The 15551-nt window shown below is 68.1% G+C and carries 20 protein-coding genes; 11 read left to right on the top strand and 9 right to left on the bottom strand.

The genetic code is table 11. The features are described 5' to 3' along the window. Positions 1 to 63 precede the first annotated feature (63 nt). Positions 64 to 1095, top strand: a complete 1032-nt coding sequence (locus C0R46_RS19015) for an aspartate-semialdehyde dehydrogenase (protein WP_102961254.1) — start codon at positions 64 to 66, stop codon at positions 1093 to 1095. Positions 1096 to 1162: 67 nt separating this feature from the next. Here C0R46_RS19015 and C0R46_RS19010 read toward each other — a convergent pair whose 3' ends face one another. Continuing rightward, positions 1163 to 1372 (bottom strand): type II toxin-antitoxin system CcdA family antitoxin, encoded by a 210-nt coding sequence (locus C0R46_RS19010; RefSeq protein WP_102961253.1) that lies wholly within the window; start codon positions 1370 to 1372, stop codon positions 1163 to 1165. 231 nt (positions 1373 to 1603) lie between these two features. Here C0R46_RS19010 and C0R46_RS19005 point away from each other — a divergent pair, with 231 nt between their 5' ends. Both C0R46_RS19005 and C0R46_RS19000 read left to right on the top strand, forming a co-directional pair. Continuing rightward, on the top strand, positions 1604 to 2266 hold the full coding sequence (locus C0R46_RS19005) for a YiaD family glycine zipper/OmpA-like lipoprotein (protein ID WP_102961252.1): 663 nt from the start codon (positions 1604 to 1606) through the stop codon (positions 2264 to 2266). A 242-nt stretch (positions 2267 to 2508) separates the two neighbouring features. After that, positions 2509 to 3390 (top strand): AraC family transcriptional regulator, encoded by an 882-nt coding sequence (locus tag C0R46_RS19000; protein WP_102961251.1) that lies wholly within the window; start codon positions 2509 to 2511, stop codon positions 3388 to 3390. 256 nt (positions 3391 to 3646) lie between these two features. On the opposite strand, the gene C0R46_RS18995 is transcribed toward C0R46_RS19000, so the two are convergent. Further along, positions 3647 to 4297 carry a TetR/AcrR family transcriptional regulator gene (locus C0R46_RS18995; protein WP_102961250.1) on the bottom strand — a complete coding sequence of 217 codons (651 nt, stop codon included), beginning with the start codon at positions 4295 to 4297 and terminating at the stop codon, positions 3647 to 3649. A gap of 80 nt (positions 4298 to 4377) precedes the next feature. Between C0R46_RS18995 and C0R46_RS18990 the strand changes: the two genes are divergently transcribed. Next, entirely contained in the window at positions 4378 to 5118 is a 741-nt protein-coding gene (locus tag C0R46_RS18990) for an SDR family NAD(P)-dependent oxidoreductase (RefSeq protein WP_102961249.1), read from the top strand. A 70-nt stretch (positions 5119 to 5188) separates the two neighbouring features. Here C0R46_RS18990 and C0R46_RS18985 read toward each other — a convergent pair whose 3' ends face one another. The 3 genes from C0R46_RS18985 to C0R46_RS18975 all read right to left on the bottom strand — a co-directional run bounded on the left by C0R46_RS18985 (position 5189) and on the right by C0R46_RS18975 (position 7270). Then, on the bottom strand, positions 5189 to 6097 hold the full coding sequence (locus C0R46_RS18985; protein ID WP_102961248.1) for an SRPBCC family protein: 909 nt from the start codon (positions 6095 to 6097) through the stop codon (positions 5189 to 5191). Further along, entirely contained in the window at positions 6094 to 6435 is a 342-nt protein-coding gene (locus C0R46_RS18980) for an ArsR/SmtB family transcription factor (protein WP_102961247.1), read from the bottom strand. Before C0R46_RS18980 ends, C0R46_RS18985 begins: the two co-directional genes overlap by 4 nt. Before the next feature lie 262 nt (positions 6436 to 6697). Continuing rightward, the gene (locus C0R46_RS18975) at positions 6698 to 7270 is read right to left on the bottom strand and encodes a TetR/AcrR family transcriptional regulator (RefSeq protein ID WP_102961246.1); all 573 of its coding nucleotides are present in this window, start codon (positions 7268 to 7270) and stop codon (positions 6698 to 6700) included. A gap of 115 nt (positions 7271 to 7385) precedes the next feature. Between C0R46_RS18975 and C0R46_RS18970 the strand changes: the two genes are divergently transcribed. From C0R46_RS18970 to C0R46_RS18960, 3 genes are all read left to right on the top strand, one after another. Continuing rightward, entirely contained in the window at positions 7386 to 7949 is a 564-nt protein-coding gene (locus tag C0R46_RS18970; protein WP_102961245.1) for a DUF308 domain-containing protein, read from the top strand. Between the two features lie 166 nt (positions 7950 to 8115). Further along, positions 8116 to 8322: a ParD-like family protein gene (locus tag C0R46_RS18965; protein ID WP_102961244.1), complete on the top strand. Its 207-nt coding sequence runs from the start codon at positions 8116 to 8118 to the stop codon at positions 8320 to 8322. A 20-nt stretch (positions 8323 to 8342) separates the two neighbouring features. Continuing rightward, positions 8343 to 8753 carry a Cif family virulence factor gene (locus C0R46_RS18960; RefSeq protein ID WP_102961243.1) on the top strand — a complete coding sequence of 137 codons (411 nt, stop codon included), beginning with the start codon at positions 8343 to 8345 and terminating at the stop codon, positions 8751 to 8753. A gap of 23 nt (positions 8754 to 8776) precedes the next feature. Here the strand turns inward: C0R46_RS18960 and C0R46_RS18955 are convergent, their stop codons facing one another. Together C0R46_RS18955 and C0R46_RS18950 are read right to left on the bottom strand one after the other, a co-directional pair. After that, the gene (locus C0R46_RS18955; RefSeq protein WP_245413681.1) at positions 8777 to 9742 is read right to left on the bottom strand and encodes an alpha/beta fold hydrolase; all 966 of its coding nucleotides are present in this window, start codon (positions 9740 to 9742) and stop codon (positions 8777 to 8779) included. Further along, positions 9739 to 10074 carry a GIY-YIG nuclease family protein gene (locus C0R46_RS18950; protein ID WP_102961241.1) on the bottom strand — a complete coding sequence of 112 codons (336 nt, stop codon included), beginning with the start codon at positions 10072 to 10074 and terminating at the stop codon, positions 9739 to 9741. Before C0R46_RS18950 ends, C0R46_RS18955 begins: the two co-directional genes overlap by 4 nt. Before the next feature lie 117 nt (positions 10075 to 10191). Here C0R46_RS18950 and C0R46_RS18945 point away from each other — a divergent pair, with 117 nt between their 5' ends. Both C0R46_RS18945 and C0R46_RS18940 read left to right on the top strand, forming a co-directional pair. After that, the gene (locus C0R46_RS18945; protein WP_102961240.1) at positions 10192 to 10812 is read left to right on the top strand and encodes a DUF2239 family protein; all 621 of its coding nucleotides are present in this window, start codon (positions 10192 to 10194) and stop codon (positions 10810 to 10812) included. Positions 10813 to 10964: 152 nt separating this feature from the next. Further along, the gene (locus C0R46_RS18940; protein WP_102961239.1) at positions 10965 to 11693 is read left to right on the top strand and encodes a class I SAM-dependent methyltransferase; all 729 of its coding nucleotides are present in this window, start codon (positions 10965 to 10967) and stop codon (positions 11691 to 11693) included. Between the two features lie 50 nt (positions 11694 to 11743). Here the strand turns inward: C0R46_RS18940 and C0R46_RS18935 are convergent, their stop codons facing one another. Both C0R46_RS18935 and C0R46_RS18930 read right to left on the bottom strand, forming a co-directional pair. After that, on the bottom strand, positions 11744 to 12178 hold the full coding sequence (locus tag C0R46_RS18935; RefSeq protein ID WP_102961238.1) for a hypothetical protein: 435 nt from the start codon (positions 12176 to 12178) through the stop codon (positions 11744 to 11746). A gap of 193 nt (positions 12179 to 12371) precedes the next feature. Further along, positions 12372 to 13562 carry a hypothetical protein gene (locus C0R46_RS18930; RefSeq protein WP_102961237.1) on the bottom strand — a complete coding sequence of 397 codons (1191 nt, stop codon included), beginning with the start codon at positions 13560 to 13562 and terminating at the stop codon, positions 12372 to 12374. A gap of 317 nt (positions 13563 to 13879) precedes the next feature. On the opposite strand from C0R46_RS18930, the gene C0R46_RS20850 reads away from it, so the two are divergent. Continuing rightward, complete coding sequence (locus tag C0R46_RS20850) at positions 13880 to 14029, top strand: hypothetical protein (RefSeq protein WP_157944692.1); 150 nt, start codon at positions 13880 to 13882, stop codon at positions 14027 to 14029. After that, entirely contained in the window at positions 14026 to 15471 is a 1446-nt protein-coding gene (locus C0R46_RS18925; protein ID WP_102961236.1) for a GMC oxidoreductase, read from the top strand. The genes C0R46_RS20850 and C0R46_RS18925 overlap by 4 nt, the downstream gene beginning before the upstream one ends. The last annotated feature ends 80 nt before the right edge of the window (positions 15472 to 15551 follow it).

The raw sequence follows: 15551 nt of genomic DNA, 5'->3' as shown, positions 1-15551 counted from the left end.
GTCTCCCCGGGGCGGATGACGAGCGCGCGAGAAGTCGGAGGCGAGAGCGAAGGGTCGGATCCCATGGGCTACAAGGTCGCGGTCGTCGGCGCCACCGGCAATGTCGGGCGTGAGATGCTGAGCATTCTGGATGAGCGCGGCTTTCCTGCCGACGAGGTGGTGGCGCTTGCCTCCCGCCGCAGCCAGGGCACGGAAGTCTCCTTCGGCGACAAGACGCTGAAGGTGAAGGCGCTCGATACCTACGACTTCTCCGACACTGACATCTGCCTGATGTCGGCCGGCGGAAACATCTCCAAGGAATGGTCGCCGAAGATCGGCAAGGCCGGCTGCGTCGTGATCGATAATTCCTCGGCCTGGCGCTACGACCAGGACGTGCCGCTGATCGTGCCGGAGGTGAATGCCGACGCCGTGGCGGGCTTCTCCAAGAAGAACATCATCGCCAATCCGAACTGCTCGACCGCCCAGCTCGTCGTGGCGCTGAAGCCGCTGCACGACCATGCCAGGATCCGTCGCATCGTGGTGGCGACCTACCAGTCGGTCTCCGGCGCCGGCAAGGAAGGCATGGACGAGCTCTTCGGCCAGTCGCGCGCCGTCTTCGTCGCCGACCCGATCGAGAAGAAGAAGTTCACCAAGCGCATCGCCTTCAACGTCATCCCCCATATCGACGTCTTCATGGAGGACGGCTCCACCAAGGAAGAGTGGAAGGTGATGGCCGAGACCAAGAAGATCCTCGATCCGAAGATCAAGGTCACCTGCACGGCCGTGCGCGTGCCGGTCTTCATCGGCCATTCCGAGGCGGTCAATATCGAGTTCGAGAACCCGATCACGGCCGACGAGGCGCGCGACATCCTGCGCGAGGCGCCCGGCTGCCTCGTCATCGATAAGCACGAGGACGGCGGCTACATCACCCCGATCGAGACGGCGGGCGAGGACGCCACCTATATCTCGCGCATCCGCGAGGACCAGACGATCGAGAACGGCCTCAACCTCTGGGTGGTCGCCGACAATCTGCGCAAGGGTGCGGCGCTGAACGCCATCCAGATCGCCGAGCTCCTGATCAATCGCGGCCTCATCGAGAAGCGCGCCGCGGCCTGACGCCTTGGCACCGCCGGCAGGCTTGAGCCTGCCGGCATAGGCCTGCGCGACACCGCTGCGACGGTGATCAGAACACGCGGTGTGCCGCCAGCGGCAGACCGTTTCTCTCAACATACTCATTCGACGACGTGAGCGCTTCGGCGTTCTGCTCGCGCCAGAGCGACTGCCGCTTAGCGCGGACCGCCTGCGCAACACCGGTGCTCGCCGCATGCGACACGTCGATGTCGAGCGCTTCCGCCTCCGCCAGGAGGCCCGGATCGATCACGACCTCGTTCACGCGAAAACCTCCGAGAACCGTATGTCAGTGGCGGAACTATAATCAGCAGCCGCTGCCCGCTCAACGCTTAAGCCCCGTTGCAGCCGCGCCACGGTTCCCGCTCTTTCGCAGCACCTCCCCGCCGCCGCCATCTTCGCACCAGCCTCGCCGTCTACAGCGGCTCCGGGACATGAAGAACATCAAAGATCCGGCGCTTGCCTCAGCGACCGGACATATCTGCTGGATATCGTCATGAAGAAGCTTTGCCTGGCGCTTGCCTTCACGGCCGCCTTCGCCGGTTGCACTACGGATCCCTATACGGGTGAATCCAAGCTCTCCAACACGGTCGGCGGCGCCGGCATCGGCGCCGGCGTCGGCGCGCTCGGCGGCTATGTCGTCGGCCGCGCCACGGGGGTCGACGCCGGCCGCGCGGCCCTGATCGGTGCCGGTATCGGCGCCATCGGTGGTGGCGGCATCGGCGCCTATATGGACTCGCAGGAGGACAAGCTGCGCCGCCAGCTGCAGGGCACCGGCGTCTCGGTCACCCGCGTCGGGGACCGCATCATCCTCAACATGCCGTCGAACATCACCTTCCCGACCGATCAGGCCTCCATCCTGCCGGGCTTCTACCCGACGCTGACCTCGGTCGCGCTGGTGCTGAAGGAGTTCGACAAGTCGATCGTCGACGTAGACGGCCACACCGACAGCCAGGGTTCGGACGCCTACAATCTCCGCCTGTCGGAGGACCGCGCCGATTCCGTCAGCCAGTTCCTGGTCAGCCAGGGCGTCAGCCCGCGGCGCCTCAACGCGCAAGGCTATGGCGAGAGCCGGCCGGTCGCTTCCAACGCCACGGCGGACGGACGCGCCGAGAACCGCCGCGTCGAGATCTCCATCTCGCCGCTGCAGGCCGGCTGATCCGTTCCGCCGCGGCTCCGGCCGCGGCCCGCATCACGACGCAGAACGGCCGCGTTCCCTTCGGAGCGCGGCCGTTGCCGTTTCCACGACCGCCGGTTCCCCGTACTACACCGGCGGCCGGCACGCCGCTCGCGCGTGCCAATATGCTGCATCAGGTGCGGGACCGGCTCCCGAACCGCAAGATCGGTCGAGCGGATGACGGGCGTCAGCGCCTAGCTGGTGGCGCCACGCGGGACAGGACGATGACGGCGGCGCTTCGAGACTATCATGCCCGGATGGGAAGGGTGCTGGATCACATCGACCGGCATCTCGGCGACGATCTGGATCTCGACGGGGTCAGCGCCGTCGCGGCCTTCTCGAAATATCACTTCCAGCGGCAGTTCACGGCGACCTTCGGCCTCTCGGTCGCGCGTTACGTCCAGCTGTCCCGGATGAAGCGCGCCTCGTACCGGCTCGCCTATCGCGACGGCCAGAGCGTCACGGACATCGCCATGGACGCCGGCTACGACGCGCCGGACGCGTTCGCCAGAGCCTTTCGGCAGCGCTTCGGCCAGTCGCCATCCGCGTTCCGCAAGGCGCCCGACTGGGAGACGTGGCTTGCCGCCTTCGGGCCTCTCGAAACCGCCAGGAGCAAGCGCATGCAACGAATATTCGCGCCCGCCGACGTGGCGATCCGCGACGTGCCTGCGACGCCGGTCGCCATCCTGGAGCATCGCGGCGATCCCGCTGGGCTCGGTGCCACGATCCAGCGCTTCATCGCCTGGCGGAAGGCCGCCGGCCTGCATCCGCGGACGAGCCCGACCTTCAATGTCTGGCGCTCGGAACGGCGTCCAGCCACGCCCGACGATTATCGCGTTGACCTGTGCGCCGGCACCGACCGGCCGATCGAGTCCTATGGCGAGCCCATCAAGGCCGGCGAGATCCCGGGCGGGCGCTGCGCCGTGCTGCGCGTCGTCGGGCATACCGACAATCTGGAGCCCGCCGCGCTCTATCTTTACCGCGACTGGCTGCCGGCCAGCGGCGAGGAAGCACGCGACTTCCCGATCTACTGCCAGCGCCTCGCCTTCTTTCCGGAAGTGCCGGAGCACGAGGCGGTGGCGGAGCTGTTCCTGCCGTTGAAGTAAAGCAGGTCTGCCGGGGAGAGGCTTCGCCCGGCCGGCTGATCCGTTCCGCCGCAGCTCCGGCCCTGGCCTGCATCACGACGCAGAACGGCCGCGTTCCCTCAGGAGCGCGGCCGTTGCCGCTCCTGGCGCGACGCTAAGGGTCGTCTTGCCGTTGTCGCCGGCGCGCCCGTCAGCCCCAACGAGCGGAGGGACCGCCGACGCCGGCCGCCGCGCTGCGGCACGCCTCGGCCGTCCGGCGCCACCCTCTTGCACTCAATCAAGCCCGGGTGCAGGCGTCCCAGGTCAGCATCGCCACCTCGGCAACCGACCTCAGCTCATCGCAGCGCGCGCCGTCGCGCGCCAGGATCGACATGCCGTTCTGGACGGTCTGCACGAAGCGGGCCAGCGCATGGATGTCGGTCGTGGCCGCGATCTCGCCAGCGTCGACGCCGGCCGCGAGCCGGGCTTTCAGCCGCTCGAGCGTGACGCCTCGCGCCTCGCAGACGAGCCGGCCGAGCTCCTCATGGCCTTCGCTGCCGACCGAGGACAGCGTCACCATGCAGCCGCGTGCGGGATGCGCCTCACCGCCGCCAAGGGCTGCGGCGGAGTCCATCAGAAACCCGCGGACGGCGTCTCGCGCCGTCTCGGCGCGCTCGAAGCTGGTCCAGACAAGTGCGGCATTGCTGTCGCTGTAGTGCCGCAGCGCCTCGACATACAGCGCCTCCTTGGAGCCGAAGGCGGCATAGAGGCTCGGGCCCCCAATCCCCATCGCCTGCGTCAGCTCCGCGATCGAGGTCGCCTCGTAGCCCTTGGCCCAGAACAGGCGCGTCGCCTCCGCCAGCGCGGCCTCTCGATCGAAGGCGCGCGGGCGCCCGCGGGGGCGGGCCCCGGTATCGGGAGGCGCAGGCTGGGCGTCATCATTTTGCATCGGTCATTATATAATTCTCTTGACCGGGCCTGACAACGACCATAGGCATATATCTATCGATCAATACAGAAAGCACCACCATGGTTGAACTCTCCGGCAAGCGCGCCCTCGTCACCGGCGCCTCCCGCGGCATCGGGGCCGCCATTGCTCTCGCTCTGGCCGACAAGGGCGCCGACGTCGCCATCACCTATGAGCGCTCGGCCGATCGCGCCGCCGAGGTGGTGCGCGCCATCGAGGCCAAGGGCCGGCAGGCCCTTGCCATCCAGGCAGACAGCGCCGATCCCGCGGCCATCAAGCGCTCGGTCGACGACGCGGCGGCGGCTTTGGGCGGCCTCGACATCCTCGTCAACAATGCCGCCATCGCCCTCTATGCCGCCATTGCCGATATCAGCGTCGAGGCGATCGACGCGCTGCTGGCGGTGAATGTGCGCGCGCCGCTGCTCGCGGCGCAGGCGGCGATCCCCCATCTTTCCGCCGGCGGGCGCATCGTGACCATCGGCTCGGCGGGCGCCGAGCGCATCGTCGGCGACACCGGGACGGTCTACTACATGACCAAGTCCGCGCTTCATTCCTTCACCCGCGGCCTCGCCCGCGAGCTCGGTCCCCGCGATATCACGGTGAACCTGGTTCAGCCGGGATCCACCGACACCGACATGAATCCCGCCAATGGCGAGTTCTCCGAGTTCCAGCGCAGCCTCAGCCCGCTCGGCCGCTTCGGCACGCCACAGGATGTCGCCGCCGCGGTCGCCTTCCTTGCGACGCCCGCCGCCCGGCACATCACCGGAGCGATCCTCACCGTCGACGGCGGCCAGACGACCTAGCGGGATGGGATGACCGGGGTCGGTGCGCCACGGCGGCATCCGCCGCCGCGCCGCTCCCGTTGGCAATGTCTCAGCGCCACGTGACGAAACGGTCGAGCTTGCCGAGGGTCTGATGCCCCAGCTCCACCGCGCCGAAGCCCCTGGCGGTCTGGAACTCCGCCGCCGTGCTGAAGACCATGCCGAGGGTGACCCGCGTCGTCCCGTCCTCCTCCTGGAACGTGGCCCAGGCGTCGGCATGCTTGGGCCCGTTCTCGCCCCAGTGCAGCGTGTAGTCGAAGCGCTCCTGCGGCCGCACATCGCCGTAGCGGTGATGGTTCGGGAACACCGTGCCGTCCGGCCCGATCATGTCGAAGACCCACTCCCCGCCGGCCCTCAGATCGATCCGGCTGGTGCGGCAGGAGAAGCCGTCCGGCCCCCACCAGCGCGGCAGCGTCTCCGGGTTCATCCAGGCGCCCCAGACGAGCGATCGCGGCGCCCGGATCACCCGCTGCAGCACCATGGTCCGCTCGGCCACGTCAGCGAGATTGGCGAGGCCCGCGCCGAAGCCCTCGCGGTAGCCGGCCTCCATGCCGGCGGCGAGCGGCGACAGCTGCACCGTCACGGCCAGCCGGCTGCCTTCGCCCGAACCCGCAAAATCCGCCGTCACCAGCGCGGCCGATCGCGTGGCGCCCTCGCTGGAGATCACCTCGTAGTTCACGCTGCGCAGCTCCCGCTGCAGCACCAGCCAGCCGCATTCGCAGGCGATGTCCGGCTGGCCGGCCACCTTGCAGAGCGAGAGCTCGCGCCCGCCGACGCGCGTCACGGCCTCTGTGATCTCCACCGTCACCGCCGGCGTCGGCGCGGCCCAGATCGCCCGGGCGGCCGGCGCGGTCCAGGCCTGCCACAGGACCTCCAGCGGCGCGGCGACGTCGCGCTCGAAGTGCAATGTCGCGAAGCGCTCCGGCTCGCCTCTCGTCTGGCCCATCAGCATCTGTGTCATGGTTCACGCTCCTTCATCACGGTCATTACGAAGGCGTCGAGCCGGTCGAGGCGGGCGTTCCAGAGGGCCCGCTGCTCGTCGAGCCAGGTCCGGGCCGGATCGAGCGCCCCGGGCTCGATGGCGCAGGTGCGGATCCGCCCGTCCTTGGCAGTGGTGATCAGTCCGGCCTCTTCGAGCACGGCGAGGTGGCGCATCACCGTCGGCAGGCGCAGCCCTGTCGGGCCGGCAAGATCCGAGACAGCGGCCGGCCCTTCGGCCAGCCGCGTCAGCATCGCGCGGCGGGTCGGATCGGCGAGGGCGTGGAAGAGCTGCGACAGGTCGGCGTCATGCTTAGCCATGTCGCTAACTATTCACCGCACGGCGTCCGATGCAAGCAGAAACTTTGCCGATCGGCTAACTGTCGTGTCTGCGGCCGTCGAGCGCTCGTCCGAGCCGGCGTCTGGCTCCCGCACCCCGCGGCAAGCGCGATGCTTGTGCGCATGGGAGACATCGGCGCCGAGCCGTCGAAGGGAGACGGCAGACGAGCGGCCACCGCCATTGCGAGACCGATGATCATGATGATCCTGTCGGCCGCGCTTGTCCGCAGGAGGTCTGCCCTCGTCAGGCGCGAAGTCGGGCCGCCTGCGGCCCCATGATCGCCAGAAACAGCGTCGCATCGCCGAAGGCACGGGCCGACAGCATGGCGCCGTGGACGGCCGCCATGATCATCTGCGCTTCCGCCTCAGGGCTCGCATTCAGGCGGAACGAACCTCGGGTCTCCCCCGCCGTCAGCACGCCGGTCAGCCATTCCGAAAGGGTCCGGAAGTGGCTGCGCACCTCGACCGCCACCGGCTCGGGAAGCAGCGGCATCTCGCTCGCCAGCATCGCGCAGACGCAGAAGGGCTGCGTGGCGTCCAGAAGGCAGGCCTGCCAATAGGCGAGATACGCGTCCAGCTGCCCCGCAGGATCGTCGACCGCCTGGCTGAGGGCGGCCAGGCCGTCCTGCGCCTGCTGCACGTAGCGGCGGAGCAGCACCGCAACCAGCTCGGCCTTGGTGGGATAGTGATGGTGGATGCTGGCTTTGCGGATGCCGACGGCCGTCGAGATATCGGCGTAGCTGAAGCCGTTATAGCCGCCCGCCACGAGCAGCGACCGAGCGGCGTCGAGGATTTTGTCGGCGGTCGGTGATCCCATGGGCACAGCTCTACCTTCTAGTCGGCAGATCGGCAACCGGACGCATCCCTGACACCACCCCCGTTGACGACCAGCTACCTACCTACTAGTAGGTTTGCTCATCGTTCAAGGAGGAATGCCGATGTCGGTCGTCCAGCAGCCCCGATGGCTGCGCTTCTACTATTATGTCCGAGCCGCGTTCTCGATCGCATGGGTGGCGGCCGCCGTGCTGGCCGCGGGTCACCCGAGCCTCGCTGCCCTCCTGCTGGTGATCTATCCGGCCTGGGATGCTGCGGCGAACTTCGTCGATGCCCGTGCCTCTGGAGGCCTGACGGCAAACAGGTCGCAGGCCCTGAATGTCGGTGCCAGCAGCGTCATGACTATGATCGTCATCATGGCGGTGATGCGGGACACTTATACGGTCCTGGCCGCCTTCGGCGTCTGGGCGGTGTTGTCGGGCCTCCTGCAGCTCTTCACCGGCCTTCGGCGGTGGCGTTCGCAAAGCGGCCAATGGGCCATGATCCTGAGCGGTGCGCAGTCCGTACTGGCCGGCGGCCACATGATCCACAAGTCGGCCGGCGTGATCCCGCCCTCGATCGTCGATGTCGCTCCCTATGCGGCCTTCGGTGCCTTCTATTTCCTGGTGTCGGCACTGTGGTTGACCGTCGCCGCCGTTCGCAGCTCCAGGACGGCGGTCTGACGCGGCCTGCGGACCATCGCGCGCCGGCGCTGAGGAAGGCCTTTCTTGGCCCGATGGAGCGCCCCCGCCTGTCGTGACGCGGGCGATCGGCACATGCGACCCGCTCATAGACTTGACCCAGCAGTGCTACGGAGCATATACGTTTCGTATATTGTAGAGACGGCTGATGGGCATCGTGAAGATCGACGACCGCGTTCATGAGGAGGTTCGCCGCGCCAGCGCGGTGATGTGCCGCTCCATCAACGCGCAGGCCGAGTTCTGGCTGAGGATCGGCATGCTGGCCGAGGCCAATCCGACCTGGAGCTTCAACGACATCGTCAAGGCGCAGCTTGTCGAGGCCGGGGTCGGCCTCGTCGAGGCCACGGCCGCCTGATGCGAGCAGCTGCGACATCCATGACCGTCGACGCCGAGATCGCCGCCTTCTTCGCCCGCTATGTCGAAGCCTTTGCCCGCGATGATGCCGATGCGTTGAGCGCGCTGTGGGAGCCGGTCGGGCTGTTCCCCTCACCCGCCGGCAACTTCGCTCTGCCGCGAAGCGCGTTCCGCGATCATTGCGTGGCACTAATGGACTTCTACCGCCGGCAGGGCGTCGTCCGTCCCGAGGGCGAGCTCCTGAGCCTGTCCGAGCTGTTCCCCGGCGTCGCGCAGGCTCGCATGGCCTATCGCATGATCGGCGCCGACGACGGCGTCATCGCCGCATGGGAGCACGTCTATCTCCTGCGCCGCAGCGACGCCTGGCGCGTGACGCTGACGATCGCCGATGGCGAGATGGCGGCCTGGGCAGCGCTCGGCGCGCAGCTCTGACGCCGCGCCCGTCAGGGGCGTCTCTATTTCACGGGCATCGGCGCGACCGCTGGCCGAGCACCCGGCACGCCGCGCTCGGCCATAGCGCGGCGCGCGGTCCGCTCGATGGCATCGACGATGGACCCGTCCAGGGCCGGCGGCAGATCATGCCCCATCCCCTCGATCGGCAGCCAGTTCGCGCCGGAAATGGCAGCTGCGGTGTCCTCGCCGCAGGCCAGCGGGAACAGGACGTCGTCCGTTCCGTGCACGACGAGCGTCGGTGCCGCGATCGTGGACAGTCCGGCGCGCCGGTCACCGGACAGGACAATCGCCGCAACGTGCCGTCCGACGCCGCCATAGACATAGCCGCGGCGCAGTTCCGCCTCGATCAGCGCCCGGTATGCCCCTTCGTCGAGCGGATAGGCGCTGCCGGCGATCCGCCGCGCGAAGACGACCGCAGCGTCGATGAAGCCGTCTCGGTCGCGTGCTGGATCGGGCGCCGGGCGCATCATCAGCGCCAGCGCGTCCGGGGCTGGTGGCGGCAGGTCCGGATTGCCCGAACTCGCCATGATGGAGGTGAGCGACAGGACGCGCGAAGCATGCTCGCTCGCCATGATCTGCGCGATCATGCCGCCCATCGAGCGTCCGACGAGATGGGCTCGGTCGACGGAGAGGGCGTCGAGCAGGCCGACCGCGTCCAGCGCCATGTCACCGAGCGTATAGGCGACTTCCGGCCTCTGTCCGCTTGCGAGCAGCGAGGCGAAGGTCGCAAAATCCATCCCATCGTGCCGGGCGAAGGAGGTCGAGCCTCCCGTGTCGCGGTTGTCGAACCGCACGACACGGTAGCCCCGCGCTGCCAGCTGGCAGCAGAATGCATCGCGCCAGCGGATCATCTGCGTGCCGAGGCCGGCAATCAGCAGGATCGTCTCGGCCGTATCCGCCTCGAAGCTGTCATAGGCGAGCGTGATGCCGCTCGCCGTTACGCTGTCCGACCGAAGCGCCGTGCTCAAATCCGCACGGCCCCGAGCGCCTCGGCCCAGTGATCGAGGCATTCCTTCATGATCCGCTTGCGGACATAGCCGATCGTCTCCTCGTCCAGCCGCTCGACCACCTCGAAGCCAAATGCCTCCGCTCCATGCGCCGCCCATGCGCTCTGCAGCGAGCGATGCGTGTTCACGCCCTGGCGAAGGGTGAACCAGAGGCGGTTCTGGATTGTCGACAGGTCCGGCGCGCCGCCGACCCAGACTTCGCCCGAGGCCGCGCAACGGACGGCATAGATGCCGGCCTCGACCTTCCGTTCCTTGTAGGCGCTCGTCGCGGCCTTGCGGTCTTCGGCTTTCATCGGCGGTCCTCGCGCTAGGACCGCAACGCTAGGCGAGACCAGCGAAGATGACAATATCACCCGGGTGAAATTGACGGACTTCGCGGATTGCTCGTATAGTCCGCCCCAGGAGACGCCATGGCCGACCACGCACGAAGACCCTGCACTGCCTTCATCGGGGCGCGGAAGCTCGCCGGCGGTCCGCTCGTCGACATCGCCCTCGCCGTCAAGGCACAGCAGGCGGAGGGTACGTCGGGCACGCAGGAGCCGATCCTCACCTTCGACGATACCACCGGCGCGGTGATTGACCTCGATCTGCGTGGAACCGACGCGGACATACGGGCCAGGTTCGCCGCGCCGGCAGATGCTGCGGACGCCGCAGCCGGTATCCAGGACGGATCGGATGCGAGCCATCCGCCACGGCTGCGCGGCCGCCCGAAACTCGGCGTCGTCGCCCGCGAGGTGACGCTGCTGCCCCGCCACTGGGAGTGGCTGGCATCCCAGCCCGGCGGCGCCTCGCAGGCGCTGCGCCGCCTCGTCGACGCAGCGCGCCGGACGGATGATGGCGGGCAGAGCCTGGCCAAGGCGGCGCGAGAGGCCGCCTATCGTTTCCTCGCCGCGCTGGCCGGCGATCTGCCGGGATACGAGGAGGCGATTCGGGCGCTCTTCGCCGGCGATGCCGAGGGCTTTGCCGCGCGCATGGCCGCCTGGCCGCCGGATATCCGCGACCACGCGCTGACGCTGGCCGCTGCGAGGTGACTCGCCGGCCTGTCGTGCCGGCCTTCAGAGCGCCACCGGCCTTGCGGTGCCGTGACGGCATGCGCCGCAGGGCGACACGCCGCCTTTGCGGGAGGGGCGGCGTGCCATAAGGGTGCGTTGAAATCGAATCTGCCAACCGGGCCCGATCCTTGATGTCGTCGACAACAGCTGCACAAAAGTTCGATCCGGCGCGCGCGGGCGAGTACCAGGCGCAGAGCCGCATCGCCCTTGCCGGCTACGACGCCTGTCACGAGCTGGCAGCCTGCATGCTGTCGGCAACGCTGGGCGGCGATGGCGAGGCCGACATCCTCGTGGTCGGCGCGGGCGGTGGGGCACAGGAGATCGTCTCGGCGAGCCGGCTTGCGCCGCGCTGGCACTTCACCGCCGTCGATCCGTCGCGGCCGATGCTGGAGATCGCCGAAGCGGAGGCCGCCCGGCACGGCGTGGCGGCGCGGACCGAGTTCCATCTCGGCTATGTCGACGATCTGCCAGCCGATCGCCGGTTCGGCGCTGCGACCCTGATCGGGGTGCTTCACCACCAGCCGGGCCTCGAGGCCAAGCGCCGGCTGCTGGCGTCGATCGCCAGCCGCCTTGCGCCGGGCGCCCCTCTGATCTTGGCGGGCAATCGCTACGCCTATGCCAGCCAGCCGCTGCTGCTGGCCGCCTGGGGCGAGCGCTGGCGCATGCAGGGCGCGACGGAGGACGAGGTGCGCGCCAAGCTCGGCAAGATCCTGGAAGGGGCCGATCCGCCCGCATCGGAAGCGGCGGTGGCCGAACTTCTCGCCGAGGCCGGGTTCGAGGAGCCGACCTGGTTCTTTTCGAGCCTGTTCTGGGGCGCATGCCTGGCCAGGCGCGTCGGCTCAGGAAGCACGGGCGCTTAGCCGCTGCCCCGCAGCCCCGTTCGAGCTGTCCCGTGCGAGCGAGCATCCTGTCAGGCGCTTCGGTCGGCCTCGGGGTTCGGCATCACTCGGAGTGCGATCTCCAGCATCGCTCGCGTCGCGTCGTCGTGCCGCGACAGCGCAGCCGCAAGGCCGTCCTGCGCGGTTTTCACGAAGTTGACGCGCTCGCTGTCGTCGAGGCCGATGCGCGAGCCCGGGCCGGCGCCGACCGGGATCTTGACCGTCATTCCCAGGAACGCCGAGCTGTCGTCCAACGACATCTCGCCGCTCCTGATCTTGCCGTTCATCCAGTCGGACAGCTCCTTGCGGGTCATGCTGGTGAAGTCGGGCTGTGCCGCCTTGCCCTGCTCGGCCTGATCGGACGTCGCGGACGCCAGGGCAGCCGTAAACGAGCCGGCGCGCTCGGCGCTCGGTGACGGCGGGCGCTGGCTCGCCAGCGGATAGCTGTTGCCTGTTCCGATTCTCACCCGTCGACTCCCCTTCGCCGATACATCTAGGGGTAGTAAGGCAACGTGGTTAACGTCTGGTAAATCATCTAGGCGACTGGGATCATGCGGCTGCCTCTGCGCAGCGGATGGAGCTGCGATCGCGGGGCGCAGCTGGGCTCGTCGGCGCATGTCCCGAGCACGACGCCGCGGGCGTGAGGCGGCGAATGTGGCCTTACTGGGCGGCGATGCCCGCGGGGCGGTGGGCATCCGCCAGGCCACGGCTGCTGAGATTGCGGCGGACCTCCGCCAGCAGCATCAGGAAGACCGGCAGCAGCAGCGGGACATAGACCCGCCCGTCATGCAGCGGGAACAGGATGAACTTGGCGACCACCGCCGTCATCAGTGCGGTGATCAGCACGCGACGACGCCCGGTGATGTGCATCCCGGCCATCGCCATGGCCGCAAGCGCGCCGAGCCCGGCGATGAAGATGCCGAGCCAGGTGTTCTCCACCGCCGCGCGCAGGAGATTATAGGCCAGCGCGGTCAGGTAGACCCGCAGCGAGAAGGCGGGATGGAAATCCGTCATCGAGGCCTGGATCTGGTAGGTCGAGAACCACAGATGCGCCCAGTAACTGACATGGCTGCCGGCCGACACGGCGAAGAGGTAGGCCGCGGCGGAGGCGACGAAGATCCCCGCAAGGCTCGGCCAGAGGCGGTCCCGCCACAGCCAGGCGACCGGCACCAGCAGGCCCGTCAGCACCACCACGTCCGGCCGGGTCAGCACCGCGAGCACGAGGGCGAGCCCGCCGAGGATCGGCTTGTCCCGGTCGAGCGCCAAGAGGCCGGCGAGGACGAAGGTCGCCGCCATCAGGTCGGGCGTCACCGCCATGGCAAGCGCCGGATAGCCCGCGATCATCAGGAAGCCGACCACCAGCGGCGCCAGAACCAGATTGCCCGTCGCCTGCAGCCAGAGCACCAGCACTGCCAGGAACACGAGCGCGACGCCGACATTCACGACCTCGGCGCCGTGCTGCACCCCGAAGACGCTGAGCGAGCCGCGCAGCACCTCCACATAGAGCCACTTCACGCCATACATGCCGATCTGCGAGGCAAAGGCGTTTGGATCAGTGAACTGCCGGCTGCGATAGGCATCGCCATTGGCAAGGCCGGCGAGCTGCCCGGCGGGAACCGTGTCCCGCATGATCGACCAGGTCCGCGCATGCAGCGTCGCCGGAGCGGGCGCATGCGCCTTCTCCACCGCGGCGACATAGGCGATTTTGTCCCAGTTGTTCACCGGCCGGCCATAGCCGAGCGCCGCGACCACGGTGACGAAGCCGACGAGCAGCATGAGCCCTGCGCCTGAGGCCCAGCGCGTCCACAGCTGCAGCATCGCGGCGGGCACGCCCTCGACAAGGGCCTGCATCGCCTGCTGCGGAGAGCTCCTCGATGAGTGATGCATGGTCATGGCGGCGCTCGGAGCCTTGTTAAGGATGCGTTAAGTACGTATCGGCGCACAGACTGGGTGACTAGCGCAAATTGCCCCAACGTCCGTCGACTTGGAAGTCTGATTAATAGATAAAATACTGACGATTTTCTCTCCGCGCGGGAAAGCCACCGGTTCGTTAGATTTTTAAGCTTAACCAAGACTGGCGATTCAGGACCCATAGGGGGTGCTGAACCCGCACCGACTTGGTTAAGGATGGGTTAACGTCAATGATTACCCGTGCGGAAGGCTTATCCATGACCAACACCTCTCCTGCTCGACGGCGCTTCCTGATCGGGCTTCTGGCGTCCGTCTCTCTGCTGCCGCTCGTCGGGCGTCTGCGCTTCGACGAGGGCGGCTTCGTGGAGCGCGATGGCTGGATCCTGCGCCGGAGCGACCTGTCATGATCTTTGCGAACGCAGCCGAATTCGAGGCCTCCAGCTTTCAGCCCAAGGTCTGCATCGTCGGCGCCGGCCCCGCTGGCATCACCATCGCCCGGGTTCTGGCCAAGCTCGGCACCCCCGTGGTGATCCTCGAGGCCGGCGGCGAGGAGGTCACCGAGGAGTCGCAGGACTTCTATCGCGGCACCACGGTCGGCGATCCCTATTTTGATCTCGATGTCGCCCGCCTGCGCTTTCTCGGCGGCTGCTCCAACCACTGGGCCGGCTGGTGCCGGGTGCTTGACGCTTCCGACTTCGAGGCGAGACCCTGGGTGCCGGACAGCGGCTGGCCGATCGGCCGCCACGACATCGAGCCGTTCCTCGGCGAGGTGCAGGATATTCTCGACCTTCCAGCATTCGAGGCCGACCGCCCGATCGACGCGGACATCAGCTGGATCCAGCTGATCAAGAGCCCGGCGGTGCGCTTCGGCCAAAAGTACCGCGAGGAGATCGCCACCAGCGACCGCATCGCACTGGTCCTGAACACCCATGTCACCGAACTGGTCGGCGACGGCACCCAGGTAACCGCGGCCAGGATCCGCTCGAACGGCGCACCGGCGCGCGACCTGCGCGTCGCGCAGTATGTTGTGGCCACGGGCGGCCTGGAGAACTCCCGCCTGCTGCTCTGGTCCAACGAGCGCAGCGGCGGCGGCGTCGTGCCCAAGCCGGCCGCGCTCGGCCGCTACTGGATGGAGCATCCGCAGTTCATCGCGGCCGACGCGTTGCTGCTGCGGGAGAATGCATTTGAGATGGACGCGCAGAACGAGGCCTTCTTCGGGCCCTCGCCCGCTGCCCTCCAAAGGGCCGGCATTATGAATTTCGGCGTGCGGCTGATCAGCACGCCCTATGCCGGGGTGAAGGAGACGGTTGCCCATCTCGCCTGCACCGCGCCCTCCTTCAGCGAGTGGGCGTCGAGCACGGTCGGCCTCAATCTCACCTGCGGCGGCCACCTCTCCGTCGGCTGGGAGCAGGCGCCCGTCGCTGAAAACCGTGTTGCGCTCTCCGGCAGCGAGCGAGACGCGGACGGGATTCCGCGCATCGAGCTGCACTGGAAGAAGGGCGAACTGGATCGGCGCACCCTCCTGGAAGGGCTGCGCCTGTTCGGCCAGTCCATGGCGCGCGCCGATCTCGGCCGGGTGCGTCTCGCCGAATGGCTGCTGGAGGGCGAAGAGTATCCGGAAGGCGGCGAACTTGCCGGCTACCACCATATGGGCGGCACCCGCATGTCGAACGATCCGCAGAAGGGTGTCGTCGACTCCGACTGCCGCGTCCACGGCATGCGCAATCTCCATATCGGCGGCTCGTCGGTGTTCGCGACTTCCGGCCACGCCAACCCCACCACCACCATCGTCGCGCTGGCACTGCGGCTAGGCTACCACCTGTCCGGCCTGCCGCACGTCACGGCCTGACGCCGGCGGGTACCCGCCCCGCCGGCCTGCCGCGCGCCGTCCGCACAGCCTTTCGCCCGCCTGACGCGATGCTTCGCGCC

The organism is Mangrovicella endophytica, assembly GCF_002893625.1.
GTDB classification, from domain to species: Bacteria; Pseudomonadota; Alphaproteobacteria; order Rhizobiales; family Rhizobiaceae; genus Mangrovicella; species Mangrovicella endophytica.
The sequence above is the reverse complement of the archived record's forward strand: the minus strand, read 5'-3'. Positions and strand labels throughout refer to the sequence as shown.